The following is a 19,500-nucleotide window of genomic DNA, read 5'->3' on the forward strand; positions in this document are numbered from 1 at the left end:
CACTCAACTGATATCGAACAGTTTTTCGAAATTGGAAATGGCCAGGATCTTGCGCACGTCGGAACTGGCATGCACCACGCGCACGTCCGAATCGTCACCGCCGGCATGGTCGCGCAGCAACAGCAGCATGCCCAGCGCGGAGCTGTCCAGATAAGTGGCGTCCTTCAGATCGACCACCACCGAGTCGGGCTTTTTCGGCTGGCGTTCGTAGGCATCACGAAATTCCTGATGCTTGCCGAAATCGAAGCGTCCCTTGACCTTGATCGTGAGCTTTTTCCCGTCCTGCGAAAAATCAGTCTCGACTGCCATGCTAGCGATTCCTTCGATGATGGCGAATGCAACTCTTCAAGGTTTAGCAGCCCGCGGCTGGTCTATCAAGGTTACGGGTGGCCCTGCCTGGGCAAGCGCTGCGACAGCTCGTCCAGCAAACGCTGTTCGCGCTTGTCTTCGGCGCGGCGCGCCTCGTCCATGTAGCGCTGCACCAGCTTGCGAAGCCCTTCCACCCGGGCGTAGGCCTGCTGCCAGGTGCCACGGGCATTCTTCAGGTTGTTCTCATGCCAGACCAGGCTCTGCCGCTGCTGGGTCATGGCTGTCTCAAGCTGCGTCAGGAAGCGCTGATAGTTGAGCAGCCAGCTGCCATTCACCCCCTGCCCGCCACGATTGATCCACTGCGCCTGATACCCCTCGCGGAACGATTCCAGCTCGGCCAGCTTCGCCTGGGCCTGCAGCACCTGCTGCTGGAACTGCCCCACCCGCTGGGCGGCCTTGCGTTCGGCCTCTTCGGCCATGTTGACCACAGGGACCAGGCGGGCAGCGCGACTGGGCAGGCTCATGCGTTATCAGCCCTTAGCCGGCGGCGTAAAGATCGCCCCCAGCTCGTCACGGCTCTGGCCCATGCCGACATTCTCGTCCAGGCCCTGGCGCAGGAAGTCCACCAGCCGCGGCTGCAAGGCAATCGCCAGGTCGGTTTCCGGGTCGCCGCCAGCCACATAGGCACCGACGCTGATCAGGTCGCGACTCTGCGACAGGCGCGACCACAGTTGCTTGAATTTCTGGGCCTGGCGCAAGTGGTCGGCATCCACCACCTGCGGCATGACCCGGCTGATAGAGGCTTCGATGTCGATGGCCGGATAATGGCCCTCCTCGGCCAGGCGCCGCGACAGCACGAAGTGGCCGTCGAGCACACCCCGCGCCGAGTCGGCGATCGGGTCCTGCTGGTCGTCACCCTCGGACAGCACGGTGTAGAACGCGGTGATCGAGCCGCCACCGGCCTCGCCGTTACCGGCGCGCTCCACCAGTTTGGGCAGCTTGGCGAACACCGATGGCGGATAGCCGCGGGTGGCCGGCGGTTCGCCGATGGCCAGGGCAATTTCGCGCTGCGCCTGGGCGAAACGGGTCAGCGAGTCCATCAACAGCAGGACGTTCTTGCCCTTGTCGCGGAAGTACTCGGCAATGCGCGTGCAGTACATGGCTGCGCGCAAGCGCATCAGCGGCGCATCGTCAGCAGGCGATGCCACCACCACCGAACGCTTGAGCCCCTCCTCGCCGAGGATGTGCTCGATGAACTCCTTGACTTCACGGCCCCGCTCACCGATCAGGCCGACCACGATGATGTCTGCTTCGGTGAAGCGGGTCATCATGCCCAGCAGCACCGACTTACCCACACCGGTACCGGCAAACAGGCCCAGGCGCTGGCCTCGGCCGACAGTAAGCAGGCCGTTGATGCTGCGAATGCCGACGTCCAGCGGCTTGCTGATCGGATCCCGGTTGAGCGGGTTGATCACAGGGCCATCCATCGGCACCCAGTCCTCGGCACGCATGCCGCCCTTGCCGTCGAGGGCGCGTCCGGCACCGTCGAGCACCCGGCCGAGCATGCTCATGCCCATGGGCAGGCGGCCACTGTCGTCCAGCGGCACGACGCGCGCACCTGGCGCGATACCGGCAATGCTACCCACCGGCATCAGGAACACCTTGTTGCCGGCAAAGCCCATCACCTCGGCCTCGACCTGCACCGGGTGGTAGCTGTCGTCATTGATCACCAGGCAACGCCCACCTACCGCTGCGCGCAGGCCTTCGGCTTCGAGGGTGAGGCCGACCATGCGTAGCAGGCGGCCTTCGACCACCGGTTGTACCGGCAGCTCGATCGCCTCGGCGTAGCCGCCCAGGCGCTTGCCGAAACTGGTGCGATCAAGGCGCATCGCTGGCGTCCAGTTCGACCGACAGGTCCGCTGCCGCCGGGTGCAGGGCCTGGTCGTGCAGCTGGTCGAACAACTGCGCCACGGCCTTCTCGATGCGGGTTTCCATGGTCGCGTCGATGCGACTGTGCAGGGTCTCGATCCGGCAGCCGCCTGGCAGCAGGGCTTCGTCTTCGAGCAGCTTCCAGTGCTCCTCATGGCGTTCGCGCAAGGCCTTGGCCAGTTCGAAGTCCTGCGGATTGAGGTGGATGCGGATGTTGTCGGCGCCCATCGGCAACAGCTTCAGGGCCTCGCGCAGTACCTGGGTAATCTGGCTGGAGTCGCTGCGCAATTCACGGCCGATGACCTGGCGCGCCATATGCGCCACCAGGTGCACCACGCTGCGTTCGATCTGCGAGTCCTGCTCGGCGATCGGTTCCAGTAGATGCCCCATCAGCTGCTCCAGGCTGGCCAGCTTGGCCGCAAGCGCTTCCTCGGCCTCCTGACGCACCTTCAGCTGCGTGCTGTGGAAACCCTCGCGCTCGCCAGTGGCAAAGCCTTCGTTGTAGGCCTCCTGGCGGATCGCCTCGAGCTCTTCGAGCGTCAGTGGCTGGACTTCTTCCAGCGGCACTTCCTCGACTTCTTCCTCGACGACTGGCGGTTCCGGCTCGGGCTCAGGCTCCGGTTCCGGGTCAAAGCTGGGCAGCGTCCAGACATCGACGCCCTCGAGGTCGCGGGCGCGGATCAGGTCGCTGGGATGGGATTCTTTGGTGGGCATGTTCTCAAGTACTCAAAACCAACAAGGCCCCTGTGTCTCGCAAGGGCCTGTGGATCAGATCATTTCCTCGGCACCTTTGCCGCCGAGCACGATCTCGCCGGCCTCGGCCATGCGGCGGGCGATGGTGAGGATTTCCTTCTGCGCCGTTTCCACGTCGCTGACACGCACCGGGCCCTTGGCCTCGAGGTCGTCGCGCAGCAACTCGGAGGCACGCTTGGACATGTTCTTGAAGATCTTGTCCTTGACCCGCTCGTCGGCGCCCTTGAGCGACACCACCAGCACGTCGGACGACACTTCGCGCAACAGCGCCTGAATACCGCGATCGTCGACGTCGGCCAGGTTGTTGAAGACGAACATCAGGTCTTCGATCTGCTCCGACAGGTCGCTGTCGATCTCGCGGATCGCATCCATCAACGCACCTTCCACGGAGCTGTCGAGGAAGTTCATGATGTCCGCAGCGCGCTTGATGCCGCCCAGGGTGGTGCGCGCAGCATTGGAGTTGCCCGAGAACTGCTTCTCGAGGATCTGGTTCAGCTCCTTGAGCGCCGCCGGCTGCACAGTATTGAGCGACGAGACGCGCAGGACGATGTCCAGGCGCACCTTGTGGTCGAAGTTGCTCAAGACCTCGCCGGCCTGATCGGGGTCGAGGTAGGCAACCACGATGGCCTGGATCTGCGGGTGCTCGTAGCGGATCACATCGGCCACGGCGCGCGGCTCCATCCACTTGAGGCTGTCCAAACCGCTGGTGTTGCCACCGAGCAGGATGCGGTCGACCAGGCCATTGGCCTTGTCCTCGCCCAGGGCCTGGTTGAGCATCTTGCGGATGTAGGCGTCGGAGCCCACGCCCAGGCTGGTCTGGTCGCCGACGATCTCGACGAACTCGCTCATCACCTGCTCGACCTGATCGCGGTGCACGGTGCCCATCTGCGCCATGGCCACACCGACCCGCTGCACTTCTTTCGGGCCCATGTGCCGCAGCACTTGTGCAGCATCGGTTTCACCAAGCGACAGCAGCAGGATCGCGGCCTTGTCGACACGGCTCAGCTTGGCGGTAATGGCTCGATTGTCACTCATCGGCGTTGATCCACTCTTTGACGACCTGGGCTACGCGGCCCGGGTCTTCGGCCACCAGGCCTTTGATTGCGTTGAGCTGTGCTTCGTAACCCTCGGTAGGGCTCGGCAACAGAATGCTTGACGGGCCACCGAGGCTGACACGGTCGTTGGCCAGTTCGCCATCCAGACCGATCATCCCGCCCAGTTCCATGTCGCCATCTGCAGCAGCCTGCTTGCCGCCACCGGTAATGTTGTTGAGCACCGGGCGCAGCACGCCGAACACCAGCACCAGGATGAACAGCACGCCCAGCACCTGCTTGACGATGTCCCAGAACCACGGCTGCTGGTAGAACGCGATATCGGCGATCTCTTCGCCACGGTCGGCGGCGAACGGCACGTTGATCACCGTCACGCTGTCGCCACGGCTGGCGTCGAAGCCCACCGCGTCCTGCACCAGGCGTGTGAAGCGCGCCAAGTCTTCGGCACCCCATGGGGCACGGGTGGTTTCGCCACTGGCATCGACCTTGACCTGGTCGTCGACCACCACCGCCACCGACAGGCGGGTCAGGCGACCCTGCTGCTGGCGGGTATGGCTGATCGAACGGTCCAGCTCGAAGTTCTTGGTGGTCTGCTCACGCTTGTCCGACGGGTACGGTGCCAGCATCGGCTGGCCAGTGGCCGGGTCCATGATCTGCTGGCCGTTGGCATCCACCAGCGGTTGGCCAGGCTGGATGGCCGCCGCCGGGCCGGCGGCACCGCCGGTGGTTTGCGGCGCCGACGCCGGGCCTGGCGGTTGGTTGCTCAGCGCGCCTGGTACGCCCTGCGGGCCCTGGCTGCTGGCACGTTGTTCATTGACCGCCTGCTCGCTGCGCAGTGCCGGCTGGTCCGGGTTGAACTGTTCGGAGGTCGACTCGACCGCGCTGAAGTCCAGGTCAGCAGACACCTCTGCCTTGTAGCGGTCATTGCCCAGCACCGGCTGCAGGATGTTGTGCACACGCTGGGTGAGCATGCCTTCCATGCGGCGGCTGTAGTCGAACTGCTTGCCGGCCATGGTCAGTGCGGTGTCCTGCAACTGCTCGGAGAGCAGGTTGCCACGCTGGTCGACCACGGTGACCTGCGACTTGTCCAGTTCGGGCACACTGGTCGCGACCAGGTTGACGATGGCCATGACCTGACCCGCCTCCAGCGAACGACCCGGGTACAGTTCCACCAACACCGAGGCGCTTGGCTTGCGCTCGTCACGCACGAATACCGAGCTTTTCGGGATCGCCAGGTGCACGCGTGCGGCCTTGACGTTGTTCAGGCTGGACACGGTACGCGCCAACTCACCTTCCAGGCTGCGGCGATAACGGGTGGCTTCCATGAACTGGCTGGTACCCAGCCCTTGCTCCTTGTCGAGCAGTTCGAAGCCGACATTGCCATCACTCGGCGCCACGCCAGCAGCTGCCAGTTTCAGGCGCGCACGGGAGAGGTCGTCGGCCTTGACCAGCAGAGCACCGGAGTTGGGCTCGACATGATAGGGAATGTCTGCGGAGGCCAGGGTATCCATGACCTGCTTGGTGTCCATGCCGGCCAGGCTGCCGTACAGCGGCCGGTAATCCGGCTGCTGTGACCACAGCACCACGGCGAAGCCGATCGCCACGCTCGCCGCCAACCCGACCAGCAGGCCGACCTGACGCAGCATGGGCATCTGCGAGATGTTCTCCAGGAACGCCAGATTCAACCGCGCTGGCTTGGAACCTGGCGCACCGCTCTTGGCGGGGGCGTTATCGACGACTGCTTCAGCCATGACTTACTTCCGTCCTCAAACCGGCATCTGCATGATGTCCTGGTACGCCTGGACCAGCTTGTTGCGTACCTGGGTCAACGCCTGCATGGACACGCTGGCTTTCTGCGAGGCAATCATCACGTCGGTCAGGTCGACGCCGCTCTTGCCGATCTCGAAGGCATTGGCCAGCTGGGTGGACGCCTGCTGGGTCTCGTTGACCTTGCCGATGGCCTGGCCGAGCATGTCGGCAAAGGTGCTTTGGCCAGGCGCCAGCTCAGGGGCGACGGTGGCTTTGGGCAACGACATGGCATCGGCCTGCATGGCCCGCATGTCCAACATTAGACGATTGAATTCAACACCTTGGCTCATGACCTTCTCTCTCCGGCGGCCGCATTTTTTTGACACTCATGCGGCGGATACCCCTGAACTAGCAACACGTGTGCCAGCCCGCACTGCAGACATATAAATGAATGCCTCAGCCGAACAGGCTGGCTTCCACATCAAGCCCGGCATCACGCATCTGCGCCAGCTTGTAGCGCAAAGTACGCGGGCTGATGCCCAGCTTTTCAGCCGCTTCCTTGCGCCGCCCACGCTCGGCGCGCAGGGTATCGATGATCATCTGGAATTCATGGCGACGCATGTCATCACCCAGGCCACCCGAATCCACCGCCACCTCGGCAGGTGATGGCGAAACAATGGCTGTCGTTCCAGCCGACAATGGAATGGCGCCCGCCAGACAAAAATCCGCCGCCTCGATCACCCCGCCCTGCTGCAGGATCAACGCCCGCTGCAAGGCGTTGTCCAGCTCGCGCACGTTGCCCGGCCAGGCATGCGCCTGCAGGCAGGCGCATGCCTCGGCAGACAGCCGTACCGGCGCATGCTTCATCTTCGCCACGTGGCGCGCCAGCAGGCGCTCGGCCAGCGGCAGGATATCGCCACTGCGCTCGCGCAGCGGTTGCCAGGCCAGCGGGAACACCGAAAGGCGGTAGTACAGGTCTTCGCGGAAGCGCCCCGCCGCCACTTCGCCCGCCATGTCGCGGTTGCTGGTGGCCAGCACCCGGATGTCCAAGGCGATCGGCTTGCGCCCCCCGACCCGCTCCACCTCGCGCTCCTGCAGCACGCGCAGCAGCTTGGCCTGCAGCCCCAGGGGCATTTCGGAGATTTCGTCGAGCAGCAAGGTGCCGCCCTCGGCCTGTTCGAACTTGCCAGCCTGGGCGGCAATGGCACCGGTGAAGGCACCCTTCTCGTGACCGAACAGCGTGGCCTCGAGCATGTTGTCCGGGATCGCTGCACAGTTGATGGCCACGAAGGGTTGCGCCGCCCGCGGCGACTGCTGGTGGATATAGCGCGCCAGCACCTCCTTGCCGGTACCCGACTCACCAGAAATGAGCACGGTCGAATCGCTGCGCGCCACACGCGCAGCCAGCTCCAGCAACTGCCGGCTGGCGGCCTCGCAGGCCACCGGCCCTTCAGGGTCGGTCGCCGCCAGGCGCCCGGCGGCATGGCGCTCGACCAGGCTAAGCAAGGCCTTGGGTTCGAACGGCTTGACCAGGTAATCCACCGCCCCTTGGCGCATGGCCTCCACGGCACGCTCGACGGCCGCGTGGGCAGTCATCAGCAACACCGGCAACTGGGGATGATGACGACGCAGCTGCGCCAGCAACTGATGACCATCCATGCCCGGCATGTTCACGTCGCTGACCACCAGGCTGTAGGCCTCGCCCGCCACGGCCTCCAGCGCCTCCTCGGCACTGCCGACCGCATCGAAGGCGAAGCCACCGATTTCCAGGGTATCGCCCAGCGCCTGGCGCAATACGCGGTCATCCTCGACCAGCAGCACCTTGATTGCCATCACACGACCTCCGTTGCCTGCCCGTCGATCAACGGCAACTCAACTTTTACACAGGTGCCACGCCCGACCTTCGAGCGCAGCTGCAGCTTGCCCTGGTGCGCACGCACCACAGCCTTGACCACCGCCAGCCCAAGCCCGGTTCCAGTGGCTTTGGTAGTCACGAACGGTTCGCCCAGACGCCCCAGCAATTCGGCATCGATGCCACTGCCCGCATCGCTGATATTCAGGTGCAAGGTACGTTCACGGCGGAACAGGTGCACCTTCAGCCGCGCCGGGCTGTCACTGGCCTGCAAGGCGTTCTCGACCACGTTGAGCAAGGCGCCGACCAGGGTGTCGCGATTGCACAGCAACTCGCCCAGATGACTGTCGCACTGCCAGCGCACAGCATGCCCTTGCACGTGGGGCTGAGCCGCTTGCTGCAGCGCCTGGAACAGCGCCTTGGGGGTCAAACGATCACCCAGCGGCAGTTCACCACGGGCAAACACCAGCATGTCACGCACCTGGTGCTCCAGCTCATGCAGGCGCTCTTTGAGGCTGCCGGCGAAGCGCTGGCGGGTTTCTGGCGCGAGCTCACGCTCGCCATCAGCCAGGTGACTGGCATAGAGCATGGCCGCCGACAGCGGCGTACGGATCTGGTGCGCCAGCGAGGTGACCATGCGCCCGAGCGAAGACAAGCGCTCGTGCCGGGCCAGCTGGTCTTGCAGACGGCGGGTTTCAGTCAGGTCGTTGAGCAGCACCAGCTGGCCGGGCTCGGCATCCAGCGAGCGGGTGGCGATGGACAGGCGACGGCCGTCGCGTAATGAGACCTCATGGCCGTCGTCCTTGCGCGGGGCGAAGCTGCGCGCGATCACCTGGCGCCATAGCTGACCAACCACAGGCTCGCCGAGCAATTCACAGGCGGCCGGGTTGGCTTCACGCACCAGGCCCTGGTCGTCGATCACAATCACCCCGCCTGGCAGCAGGTCGAGCAGGTTCTGCAGGCGGTTGGCCAGGCGCTCCTTTTCGTTCAGCTCGGCCATGCGCTGCGCGCCGACCACCGCCAGCTCGCCTTTGAGCTCGCTGACACGGGCTTCGAGCATGCTGTAGGACTGGTTGAGCTGGGAGGACACCTGATTGAACAGGGCGAATGCCTGCTCCAGCCCCTGTCGACTCTCCTGTTCGACCGGGGTACGCCCCTGCGGATCAGGGACTCGGGAAAAGTGGGCGGCCTGGGGCATCGTGCTCTCTCGCATGGCTGACCGTCATAAAAACGGTGTGGTGCCAGCGGTGTAGCAATAGCCGTGCCGGGGAAGGGGATTTGCGTCTACAGGCCAGGCCTCTTCGCGGGCAAGCCCGCTCCCACAGGGACTCCACAATGTTCGCCTTTGTGGTGATCCTGTGGGAGCAGGCTTGCCCGCGAAGAGGCCGGCACAGGCGCAATCAGTCTTCCACCTGATCCTCGCCGCCCTGGCGGCTCATGCCGTACTTGCGCATCTTCTCGACCAGGGTGGTCCGGCGGATACGCAAACGTTCAGCCGCGCGAGCAACGATACCGTTGGCATCGTCCAGCGCCTGCTGGATCAGGCCCTGCTCAAGGCTACCGAGGTAGTCCTTCAGGTCCAGGCCTTCTGGCGGCAACATCGCAGGGTTGCTGAAGTTCGGCGTGTGGCCGTTGATCGCCACGCGCTCTTCGAGGTCGCTGCGCAGGCTGTCGACCAGCTGCTCGTCCTCGTCATCGATGTAGCGGAACTTCTTCGGCAGCTCCGACACTCCGATCACCCCGTACGGGTGCATGATCGCCATGCGCTCGACCAGGTTGGCCAACTCGCGGACGTTGCCCGGCCAGCCGTGGCGGCACAGCGACATGATCGCGGCCGAATTGAAGCGGATCGAACCGCGCTTCTCGTGCTCCATGCGCGAGATCAGCTCGTTCATCAGCAGCGGGATGTCTTCCACGCGCTCGCGCAGTGGCGCCATCTCGATGGGGAACACATTGAGGCGGTAGTACAGGTCTTCGCGGAACGTCCCGTCCTCGATCATGGTTTCGAGGTTCTTGTGGGTCGCGGCGATGATGCGCACGTCGATGCTCTGGGTCTTGTTGCTGCCCACGCGCTCGAAGGTGCGTTCCTGCAGCACACGCAGCAGCTTGACCTGCATCGGCAGCGGCATGTCGCCAATTTCGTCGAGGAACAAGGTACCGCCGTTGGCCAGCTCGAAACGCCCGGCACGGCTGGTGATCGCCCCGGTGAACGCGCCCTTTTCATGGCCGAACAGCTCGCTCTCGAGCAACTCGGCCGGGATCGCCCCGCAGTTGACCGGCACGAACGGCGCTTCGCGGCGCTTGGAATGGTAGTGCAGGTTGCGCGCAACCACTTCCTTGCCGGTGCCGGACTCGCCGAGGATCAGCACGCTGGCGTCGGTATCGGCCACCTGCTGCATCATCTGCCGCACATGCTGGATGGCACGGCTGGTGCCGACCAGGCTGCGGAAGAGGTTGGGCTCGCGCTGACGACCGCGCTCGCGGGCCTGGTCGTACATCTCGCGGTAGACCTGGGCACGGTGCAGCGAATCGAGCAGCTGGCTGTAGCTCGGCGGCATCTCGAGGTTGGACAGCACCCGACGCCTCAGCTCATCCGGGAAGTCCGCAGAAGAAATTTCGCCAATCAGCAGAACCGGAAGGAACTCATCCCACCCAGCCACTGTCTTAAGCAACCCAAGCACACTGCCTGGGGCATTGACGGTACCGATCAGCACGCAGAGCACTTCACGACTCGAAGACAGGTTCCCTACTGCCTGCTGCCAATCCTGGCTGGAGCATGGGAGGTTATCTTCGCCGAGAAAGTTCAGGACCACCGCCAGATCGCGGCGGCGGGCGCTGTCGTCATCGATCAGGAGAATCTTGGTTTCACGCCACATGCAATAGCAACTTCCCTAGTCATATCGGCGCCCTTGTCAGGGCATGCTCGACATCTCCGACTGAATGGTCAGTGTTCGGACGTCTGAAATTCGAAAACAGCCACTAGTAAAGTCAAAAAAAACCATGCAGTCAAATTAATGGCGCACGCTTTTCTGTACATCTGTGGTCAGCTGAACAGATGGTATACCTTAGCGGCGTTTTTCGCCTGACGGATTTGTGTCATCTCGTCGACTATCGATTGACGCTCGCCACTTGCAATGTCGATTAATTGCCGATAAACGACCAGTAACTGCTCCAGACTGTCGCGAACATCGGCTTCTTGCCCCTGCGCTTCGCCCAGCACATCGTCGATGCGCAGGCGGCAATCGAGATCCAGTTCTCCCACTGCATCCCAGTCGCGTTTCTCCAAGGCCGTCAGCAACAGCTGACGCGTCTGTTCGATCCGGGCGATTACATCGCTCATGACACCCTCCTCTTGGCTCAGGAAGCCGACGTTTGGTCGCCGATGGCGTCCCAACCTTCCTTGACGGTAATCAGCAGGCGCGCAACTTCGTCAATGATCGCCGGGTCGCTCTTTGCGTTGGCCTCGATCAGGCGGCGGCTCATGTAGGTGTACAGGCTGTCCAGCTCGGCCAGGCTGTCAGCGTGGTTTTCCAGGTCCAGGCCTTCGCGCAGGCCACCGATGATGTCGATGGCCTTGCCGATCAAAATACCCTTCTGGGCGACATCGTTGCGCGCGATGGCACCTTTGGCCTGGGCCATGCGATCGAGTCCGCCTTGCATGAGCATCTGTACCAGGCGGTGCGGGCTGGCTTCGGATGTCTGGGCCACGCCGTTGACTTTCTGGTATTGCCGAAGGGCCAACATCGGGTTCATGGATCTACCTCGTTGCAGCGAAAAAGGTTGCTTGTACCCTGTGTATCGCCGAGACGTCAAAAAACTTTAGCGGCAAAACGAAAAAGCCCGGCGCGTTTGCTCACGCTGCCGGGCTTTTGTCGCTTTCTTTGCTTCTACGCGCCGCGATGCCTGTCAGGAGTTTTTCGCCTGGGCATTGAGGGCATCAAACACCGACTTGATCTGATTGGCCTGGGCGTTGAGCTTGGCCACCGCCGTATCCATTGCCACAAATTTCTTGGTCAGCGACTCGGTCAGCGACTCCGTGCGACGGTCCAGCGCCAACTGCTGGTCAGCCAGACTCTTGGCCACCTTGTCCAGGCTGGCTTTGCGCGTGGCAAGGCTGCCATTGGTAGAGTTGTAGGGGTCGATGGCCTTGTTCATGCGTTCGAAGATGCCGTTGGTGCCGGTAAACAGCACCTGCACCTCCGAACCCAGTTTCTTGTCACTCATTGCAGCCGTGAACTTGGTGGAGTTGAACTCCAGGGTGCCGTCCTTGGTGGTATTGATACCCAGCTGACTCAGCGTGGTCAGTTGACTGCCCGCACCCACTTCCGAGAGCACCTTGCGGATATCGTTTACCAGCGAGCGAGTCGTAGGGTCGTTGGTCAGCGGGCCGAGCACCAGGTTGTCGTTACTATCCTTGGAGGTCGACGTCAGCGAAGTGATCGACTTTTGCAAGGTGTTATAGGCGTCCACGAACGACTGGATCGACTTCTGCAGGCCGTCGTTATCCGCCGACACCGTGACGCTGGTACCCGTGGTGCTGCCCACAGGCGAAGTGCCGGTGAGTTCCAGGGTCATGCCGCTGATGGCATTGTCGATGGTGTTCTTGGCGCTGGTGACCTTCAGGCCATCGATAGTCAGCTCGGCGTCCTGGGCCAGGCCGGTGATGTAGCCGGCGCCGCCAGCCGTCATCTTGGTCGTACCGTCGATTTCCAGTTCCGCAATGCCGCTGAGCGAAAGGTCGCTGCCGGCGCCGGTGGTGGTCGAACTGAGCACCAGGCGGGCACCACCCTCACCATTGACGATGTTGGCCGAGATACCCTGGACGCCGAGCTCCTTGTTGATCTGGTCGCGCACGCTTTCCAGGGTAGCACCACTGGCGATGTCGAGCTTCCAGGTATTGCCACCCTGGCTGACGCTGAGCTGGCCGGCGCTGATGGCCGAGCTCGACCCTCCGGCAAACGACTGGCTGGCTACCTTCGAGCCGGTTGCCAGCTTGTTGACCATGATGTCATAGGTGCCTGCCACCGCGGTGTTGCCTGCGGTCACCTTGACCACCGATTCGTTGGCCGACTTCGCCGCGTAGGCATTGAACGACGGCTTGGTCGAATCGTTGAGTTTCTTCATGGCGTCCTGAAACGCCGTGAGGGCACTGCGCAGCGAGCCCACACCGGAAATCATGGCGGTATTGTTGCTGGTCTGCCGGGTAATCTGCGCCTTTTTGGCGGCAGTGTCGGCGGAGACCAATGCATTGACCATGTCGGTGATGTTAAGACCAGTACCTTGACCGATACTGGAAACCAGTGTGCTCGCCATAGCGTTATCCCTCTATCTGAATCGTCAATCCTGCTTCGCAAGACTGACATGAATCCTGCCTTGATGGCACTCGCCGCCGATCAGACCTTGGCGTCGAACAAAAGACTGCTTGCATCGTTCAGGCTATGGGCTATTCGCAGCGCCTCTTCCGATGGCAATTGGCGAATCAACTCTCCCGTCGCGCTGGCGATGACCTTCACCACGACCTGGCCGGACTGTTCATCCGTGGAAAATTCCAGGTTGCGCTTGCTTTCGCTGAGAAATTTCTCGATCTGCGAAACAGCGTTCTTCACCTTTTCGGCTTCATTTGACTGTTCGGCAGCGGTCACCTTCTTCGGTTCCACTGTCGTACTGCTGCTTGGCTTTTCGGCCGACTGGGCAGCAACCGGCTTGTCGGCGACCGGGGCGGTCGGTCGAGCAGTCGGGTAGGACAGGTTGTTATTGACGCTCATGTCCATGACTTACCACCTCGCAATGAAAAGACGGGGAAGCGCCTCATTGTGCACTCCCCCGCCGGTCACCATCAGCGATTACTGAAGCAGCTTCAGTACAGCGGATGGCAGCTGGTTGGCCTGGGCCAGAACCGAAGTCGAAGCTTGCTGCAGAGTCTGCTGCTTGGTCAGCTGGGCAGTTTCAGCGGCGAAGTCGGTATCCTGTACACGGCTACGAGCGGCTTCGGCGTTTTCGTTGATGTTTTGCAGGTTGTTGACGGTCGAAGTCAGACGGTTCTGCGAAGCACCCAGGTCAGCACGGGTGGTGTTGATGGTTTGCAGAGCTTTGTCGATCGCGTCCAGAGCAGCGTTCATGCTGGCTTCGGCTTCGGCGGAAGTCGAACCGGTGATGGCGATGGTAGCCGAGTCAACGCTCAGGGTAGCAGCGTCGAAACCGCTGTCCAGGCTGATGCTGATCTGGTTGCTGGCACCGGAGTTGGAACCGACCTGGAAGGTCAGAACGCCAGCGGTACCGTCCAGCAGGTTCTTGCCGTTGAGCTGGGTGGAGTTAGCGATACGGCTCAGTTCGTCCGACATCTGCGCGAACTCTTTGTTCAGCGCGTCGCGGTCGTCCTTGCTGTTGGTGTCGTTACGCGACTGAACTGCCAGTTCACGCATACGCTGCAGGATGTTGGTCTGCTCTTGCATTGCGCCTTCAGCGGTCTGGGCAACCGAGATACCGTCGTTGGCGTTTTTGATAGCCATGGTCTGACCACGGATCTGCGAGGTCATGCGGGTAGCGATCTGCAGGCCGGCGGCGTCGTCTTTGGCGCTGTTGATTTTCAGGCCGGAGGACAGACGGGTCATCGAGGTGCTCAGAGCATCGGAAGCACGGTTCAGGTTTTTCTGAACGCCCAGAGAGGTGGTGTTGGTGTTAACAGTCAAAGCCATGACGAATTCCTCGTTGGATTGGGTACTACGGCTTCCGGCCTTGGCAATTCGCCGGGTGTGGCACAGAGAACCTTCGTAATAGTTATCTTCGTCAGGGCGGGTTTCTTTAGCGGATTTTCGAAAATTTTTGCTGGCATCCTGCCAGCCCAATGAAATCAAGGTGTTGACGCCAGAATACAGGCGGCAGCGGCCGATCGACAGAAACAAAAACGCCGCCTGGAAACGGCGGCGTCTGTTTCAGCATGACCTGCTCAGTCAACGCGCTCGATAATGGCCGAACCCCAAGACAGGCCCACACCAAAGCCGCTCAGGGCCACACGCTTGTGCTGGGAGTTCAGCACGTGCTTTTCCAGCAGCAGCGGAATGCTCGACGACACGGTGTTGCCGGTCTCGACCATATCCTTGACGAACTTCTGCTTGTGCTCACCTTCGATGAAGCGCGCCGACACGGCGTCAACGATCGCTGCGCTGCCCTGGTGCAGGCAATACAGGTCGATGTCGCCAGCCTGCAGCTCGCTGGCTTCAAGCAACTGTTGCAGGTGCGCCGGCACCTTTACCAACGCGAAGTTGTAGACCTGGCGCCCGTTCATGAAGAACTTGCCATCGGTGGTACGCAGATGCTCGGCACCGGCACCGTCGCTGCCAAACAGCGACTTGCCCAGCTGCCAGGCTGCACCCTCGCCCATCCACGTGGCAGTGGCGGCATCGCCGAACAGCATTGTGGTATTGCGATCTTCTGGATCGACGATCTTCGAATACGGATCGGCGGTGATCAGCAGGCCATTCTTCAAGCCTGCAGCTTCCATGAAGCCTTTCATGGCATACAAGCCATACACGTAGCCCGAGCAGCCCAGGGAAATATCGAAAGCAGCAATCGCGGTAGGCAGGCCAAGCTTGTGCTGGACGATAGCCGCAGTGTGCGGCAGCCCCTCGGCGTCACCGTTCTGGGTGACCACGATCACCGCATCGATGCTTGCCGGGTCCAGCGATGGATTGGCGGCGAACAGGTTTTTCGCGGCCTCTACGCAGAGGTCGGAGGTTTCCTGAGCGGCTTCCTTGCGCGGCAAGAAGGTCGAACCGATCTTGCCGAAGATGAAATCCTGGTCCTTGCCGAATTTCGCGCCCTGGGCGTAGTTGTCCACGCCTTCAGTCGGCACGTAACTGGCGATGCTTTTAATGCCAATCATATGGCTTCCCAATTCAGTAACAGCGAAATACCCGCCTGGGCCAAACGGCAAAACGCCAAGCGATACGGTTGATCCCGATCCCTGGCGGCTTGTCCGGGGGCGACACGGCGGTTCCCGGTTTCGACAATATACAGTGAAGATGCGCGTTATGACTCCCAAGTCACGCGCTTTTTGTCGAATCGACCGAGACTGTTCATCACCCACAAAAAAGCCATGACCACCCAAGGGCGGCCATGGCTCGGTAAAACCGTGAAGCCAGTATCAGGCGATCAATGCCTGCCACTCGACACGACCCGCCTCATCAAGGCTGAAGAGCTGGCCTTCACGGCTGTGGCTGGCGTTATAGCAGGGGTCCTGAGCCAGCGCCTGAGCCCAGCGCTCACGCATCACTGCGCAAGCCATGGCATCTTCACTGACCTGGCCATGGCGCAGTGCTTGAGCCTGCGGCGTCCACACCACCAGCAAGCCGGCAGCAGCTGCCTGCAGACACAAGTCGACCTGCGCCGCGCGCACCGTTGGCGCCTGCTCATCGAGGCCACCGGCTGCCCGCAGCAACTCGGCACGCAGCATGATGCAACCGGACACCGCCGCCACCCCATGCTCGACTTGCAGACGCTGCATGTAACCCGCGGCATCCTTGGCTTCACCAGCAAACGCGGCACGCACGCCGGCGTCACCCGCCAGCACCAAGCCAGCTTCGACAACCTTGCCCTGGGGACTCAGCAATTTCCCCCCTACCACCCCGACCTCCGGTCGCTGAGCCTGGTTAAGCAACCCTTCGAGCCAGTTGGCGTTGAGCACTTCGGCTGCGCTGTCAAGCATTACCAGGTATTCCCCACGTGCTTCGCGGCTGGCCAGGTTGAGCATGGCTACTGGCGCCAGCGCCTGCTCGCTGCGGATCACCCGCACCCGACTGCCAGCTGCCTGCAGGCTGCCCAACCAGTCGCGCAACTCGGGCGAACGGCTGGCGTTGTCGGCGATGAGGATCTCCTGATTCTGGTAGCGGGTGCGCTGGATCACACTGACCATGCACGCCTGCAACTCATCGAAGTTGTCCTGGCAGTGCAGCAGGATCGATACCATCGGGCGCTCCGCGTGGCGGTAATCGATCTGCAACGTGCCGGGGCAGGCAGAACCGACCGCCGCGCTGTAGCCGCGTTGCGTGACATGCAGGGCCAGCACGGCGCGCTCCTGGTCGTGACTTTCGTTGCCTGGCGCTGCGCAGATCAGCAACGGTTCGGCGAGGTGGGCGAAGCCCGACGTGCCGGCCTGGCCGATCAGGCGCAGCAACAGGTCGAACTCCAGTGCCAGCGGATAACGCGCATCGAACCCGCCTGCCTCCAGCCACAAGTCGCGGTGCACCAGCCAATGGCGCGCCATCTGGCCCGGTACACTCTGCAGCAGGTCAAGGTTCACGCCCGGGCGCAGCACTTCGCGCAGCGAACCGTCGCCCTGGGCCTGCAACTCGTCCATGGCCACCGCGCGCACACCGTCCACGCCCAACAACTCCAGGCCGGCACGCAGCAGGCCGGTGCTGGTAAAGCGATCACCGCTCTCGGCCAGCATCACCCAGTCAGTGCCCAACTGGCTGGCGGCCGCGTTCATGCGTTGAACGTAATCCTGCCGGGTGACCTTGACGAAATGCACGGTCTGCTGCGCGCGGGTGACGGCCGGCGGCTCACCGGTGGTCAGCACCACGACTTTGAAGGCACGCGCATGGCCATTCATCAGGCTATCGAAGGTAACCTGCAGCTTGGCCATATCGGCGTCAAGATCGAGCAAGAGGATGCCAAAGGTTGGGCCACCCTGATGTTGCGCGAGGCGCTCGAAGGCCCGGCGAGCCTGTTCGGCATCCGGTTCACGGGCCTGCAACCAGTTGAGCAGGCGACCCGATGGCAAGCTGTCGAGCAGCGCCTGGCTGTCGTAACATGGCACCGACTCAAGCCGCTGCAACCAGCTGCGCAGCGGTGCGGCCTCGGCTTCGTCGCCGGCCTCCTCCAGCGAGGCGATCAGGCGCTGCACGACCGTGCGGTTGAACGGACTCAAGGTCAATGCTTCCCACAAACGACTGCGCTGGGTCCGCGCATCATCATTGCCGTTGACCTGCATCAACTGCCACTGGCGCAGCAGGATCGGCTCCAGCTCGATCAACTGCTGACGGCCTGCCGGCATGGTGTGGATCAGCAGTTCGAGTTCGGCCAGCAGGTCGAACATCGGCTTGTTGTAGAACGGCAACTCGACGAACTGATGCTCGCCAAAGATCCGCCTCGGCGTCGCTTCTGGCAGTTTCCAGTGCGAGCGAACAATCACGCAGCCCTGCAGCGCGCGGCCGCTGATCAGGCCCTCGGTCATGGCCTGGAAGCTTTCCAGAGCGATACGTTTGACCTCGTCTGGCCCCCGCACGCTCAGCGCCGTCGGGATCGAGGCGAGAAATTCGGCAAAGGCTTCACGGTCCTGGCGCGACTTGGCGTCCTGCAGGGCGAGCACCGTGAGCACGTTGGTTCCGTGCTCGGAGCCGCCATAGTTGACCTCACGCACCGCGTAAGGGATCGGCAGGATCCGCGCCTTGGCATTGGCCAGCAGGTAGAACGTGTGACCGATTTCCTGCCACTCGAAGTTGGTGCCCGGCGGCAGCAGGCCGTACCACTGCTGCAGCAGGCCGGTACGAGTGACCGCATAGAACGGCGGCAGGAACTGGCCCATGAACTCGATCAGACGCTGCTCGGGTGCGGCGCAATAATCTTCCTGGACGATATTGTCGCGCTTGTAGAAGTCCACCTGGGTCCCGCGTCCCAGGTACATCATGCCGTAGCCATGGCACACGCCATAGTCGGGGTGCTGTTCGAGGAACTCCACCGAGCGGGTCAGGCCGTCATGCAGCAGGAAATCATCGACCGCCGCGAAGGTCATGAACGGCGTGCGTACCTCGTTGACCCCATAGGTCAGCTTGTCCTGCAACCCCGCGTAGGAAAACTGCGGCAGGTGGCGGTAATCGACCTGCGGGAATTCTTCGACGATCGCCTGGTCCGCCTGGAGCGACGAATCCAGCACCAGGATAGTCGCCGGGTAATTGCGATAGAAGTACAAGGCCCGGCGCAAAAACGCTGGGCGGTTGTGGGTGATCACCACCAGGGTGAGGCGGTCCTTGAGCGACGCATCGCTCGGATGCTGTGGATGAGCCTGCATAGGTATTCCTGCGCGTAGTCCGGCGGGGGTCGTGGGTTCAGCGCACGCGGCGCAAGTAGCCATCACGCGCCACGGTGATCAGCAGCTTGTCGTGAATGGCGGCATCGATGACGAAATCTTCAGTTTCCTTGAGGTAGGCCCACACCGCCGTGCGCGGATTATCGCCGACACCCCAAGGGCGGTCTGGGAAGGCGTCCGCTGGCATGTCCTCGACCACGGTATCCATCACCACGCAGTAGCTGCCCGGCGAAACCATCGGTGCGTAGGCACGCAGTTCGGCGAGCACATGCTCGTGGGTGTGGTTGGAATCGAGCACGACGATGACCTTCTTGCCCTCGGCCCGCGCGCGCACCTGCTCGACCACGGCGGGATCGATGCTGGAGCCTTCGATCATGCTGATGCGCTTGTACATCGGGTGGCTTTCGATGGCCTCACGGTTGTGCGGGCGGATGTCACGATCGATGCCCAGCACTTCACCGTGGCCAACCAGCTCCATCATCGACGCGTAATAGATGATCGAGCCACCGTGGGCGATGCCGCACTCGATGATCAAGTCAGGCTTGTGCGCCCAGATCAGCTCCTGCATGGCGACCATGTCCTGGGGCAGCTGGATGATCGGGCGCCCCATCCAGCTGAAATGGTAGGTGTACTTGTGCTTGGCCGATTCGTTGTAGAAGGTCTGCGCCAACTCGCACAGGGCTGTGTTGTTGCCCTGGTCGCGGATCTCGGCCTGGCATTCTTCGGCGAAGGCCTGTTGTGCTGTCTTGTCGCTCATGGGGTGCCTCTTG

The 19,500-nt window shown here is 62.5% G+C and carries 19 protein-coding genes; all 19 read right to left on the bottom strand.

Going from position 1 to position 19,500, the window contains the following annotated elements:
• Positions 1-3 precede the first annotated feature (3 nt).
• The gene (locus APH28_RS07370) at positions 4-309 is read right to left on the bottom strand and encodes an STAS domain-containing protein (protein ID WP_060508298.1); all 306 of its coding nucleotides are present in this window, start codon (positions 307-309) and stop codon (positions 4-6) included.
• 71 nt (positions 310-380) lie between these two features.
• The gene (gene fliJ, locus APH28_RS07375; RefSeq protein ID WP_060508299.1) at positions 381-833 is read right to left on the bottom strand and encodes a flagellar export protein FliJ; all 453 of its coding nucleotides are present in this window, start codon (positions 831-833) and stop codon (positions 381-383) included.
• Between the two features lie 6 nt (positions 834-839).
• Positions 840-2,198, bottom strand: coding sequence for a flagellar protein export ATPase FliI (gene fliI / locus APH28_RS07380; RefSeq protein ID WP_060508300.1), 1,359 nt, complete (start codon positions 2,196-2,198; stop codon positions 840-842).
• Positions 2,188-2,952 (bottom strand): flagellar assembly protein FliH, encoded by a 765-nt coding sequence (gene fliH / locus APH28_RS07385; protein ID WP_060508301.1) that lies wholly within the window; start codon positions 2,950-2,952, stop codon positions 2,188-2,190. The genes fliI and fliH overlap by 11 nt, the downstream gene beginning before the upstream one ends.
• Positions 2,953-3,006: 54 nt before the next feature.
• On the bottom strand, positions 3,007-4,026 hold the full coding sequence (gene fliG, locus APH28_RS07390) for a flagellar motor switch protein FliG (RefSeq protein ID WP_060508302.1): 1,020 nt from the start codon (positions 4,024-4,026) through the stop codon (positions 3,007-3,009).
• On the bottom strand, positions 4,019-5,794 hold the full coding sequence (gene fliF, locus APH28_RS07395; RefSeq protein WP_060508303.1) for a flagellar basal-body MS-ring/collar protein FliF: 1,776 nt from the start codon (positions 5,792-5,794) through the stop codon (positions 4,019-4,021). Before fliF ends, fliG begins: the two co-directional genes overlap by 8 nt.
• 15 nt (positions 5,795-5,809) lie before the next feature.
• Positions 5,810-6,142 (bottom strand): flagellar hook-basal body complex protein FliE, encoded by a 333-nt coding sequence (gene fliE, locus APH28_RS07400; RefSeq protein ID WP_060508304.1) that lies wholly within the window; start codon positions 6,140-6,142, stop codon positions 5,810-5,812.
• A 106-nt stretch (positions 6,143-6,248) separates the two neighbouring features.
• A complete protein-coding gene (locus APH28_RS07405) occupies positions 6,249-7,625 on the bottom strand; it encodes a sigma-54 dependent transcriptional regulator (RefSeq protein ID WP_060508305.1) in 1,377 nt (458 codons plus the stop codon).
• On the bottom strand, positions 7,625-8,842 hold the full coding sequence (locus APH28_RS07410) for a PAS domain-containing sensor histidine kinase (protein WP_060508306.1): 1,218 nt from the start codon (positions 8,840-8,842) through the stop codon (positions 7,625-7,627). Before APH28_RS07410 ends, APH28_RS07405 begins: the two co-directional genes overlap by 1 nt.
• Before the next feature lie 202 nt (positions 8,843-9,044).
• The gene (gene fleQ / locus APH28_RS07415; RefSeq protein WP_060508307.1) at positions 9,045-10,520 is read right to left on the bottom strand and encodes a transcriptional regulator FleQ; all 1,476 of its coding nucleotides are present in this window, start codon (positions 10,518-10,520) and stop codon (positions 9,045-9,047) included.
• Positions 10,521-10,687: 167 nt separating this feature from the next.
• Positions 10,688-10,984 (bottom strand): flagellar protein FliT, encoded by a 297-nt coding sequence (locus APH28_RS07420; protein ID WP_060508308.1) that lies wholly within the window; start codon positions 10,982-10,984, stop codon positions 10,688-10,690.
• 17 nt (positions 10,985-11,001) lie between these two features.
• Positions 11,002-11,397 (bottom strand): flagellar export chaperone FliS, encoded by a 396-nt coding sequence (gene fliS, locus APH28_RS07425; protein ID WP_060508309.1) that lies wholly within the window; start codon positions 11,395-11,397, stop codon positions 11,002-11,004.
• A gap of 153 nt (positions 11,398-11,550) precedes the next feature.
• Entirely contained in the window at positions 11,551-12,957 is a 1,407-nt protein-coding gene (gene fliD, locus APH28_RS07430) for a flagellar filament capping protein FliD (protein ID WP_060508310.1), read from the bottom strand.
• An 80-nt stretch (positions 12,958-13,037) separates the two neighbouring features.
• Complete coding sequence (locus APH28_RS07435) at positions 13,038-13,415, bottom strand: flagellar protein FlaG (RefSeq protein ID WP_060508311.1); 378 nt, start codon at positions 13,413-13,415, stop codon at positions 13,038-13,040.
• Between the two features lie 72 nt (positions 13,416-13,487).
• Positions 13,488-14,339 (bottom strand): flagellin domain-containing protein, encoded by an 852-nt coding sequence (locus APH28_RS07440; RefSeq protein WP_060508372.1) that lies wholly within the window; start codon positions 14,337-14,339, stop codon positions 13,488-13,490.
• A 106-nt stretch (positions 14,340-14,445) separates the two neighbouring features.
• Entirely contained in the window at positions 14,446-14,583 is a 138-nt protein-coding gene (locus APH28_RS28570; protein WP_156340870.1) for a hypothetical protein, read from the bottom strand.
• 7 nt (positions 14,584-14,590) lie between these two features.
• Positions 14,591-15,526, bottom strand: a complete 936-nt coding sequence (locus APH28_RS07445) for a ketoacyl-ACP synthase III (protein WP_060508312.1) — start codon at positions 15,524-15,526, stop codon at positions 14,591-14,593.
• A 261-nt stretch (positions 15,527-15,787) separates the two neighbouring features.
• Positions 15,788-18,712 (bottom strand): TIGR00180 family glycosyltransferase, encoded by a 2,925-nt coding sequence (locus tag APH28_RS07450; RefSeq protein ID WP_082432272.1) that lies wholly within the window; start codon positions 18,710-18,712, stop codon positions 15,788-15,790.
• Between the two features lie 37 nt (positions 18,713-18,749).
• Positions 18,750-19,487 (bottom strand): cephalosporin hydroxylase family protein, encoded by a 738-nt coding sequence (locus APH28_RS07455; protein WP_060508313.1) that lies wholly within the window; start codon positions 19,485-19,487, stop codon positions 18,750-18,752.
• Positions 19,488-19,500: the final 13 nt, after the last annotated feature.

The sequence above is a fragment of the Pseudomonas sp. NBRC 111124 genome (assembly GCF_001320245.1).
Classification (GTDB): Bacteria; Pseudomonadota; Gammaproteobacteria; order Pseudomonadales; family Pseudomonadaceae; genus Aquipseudomonas.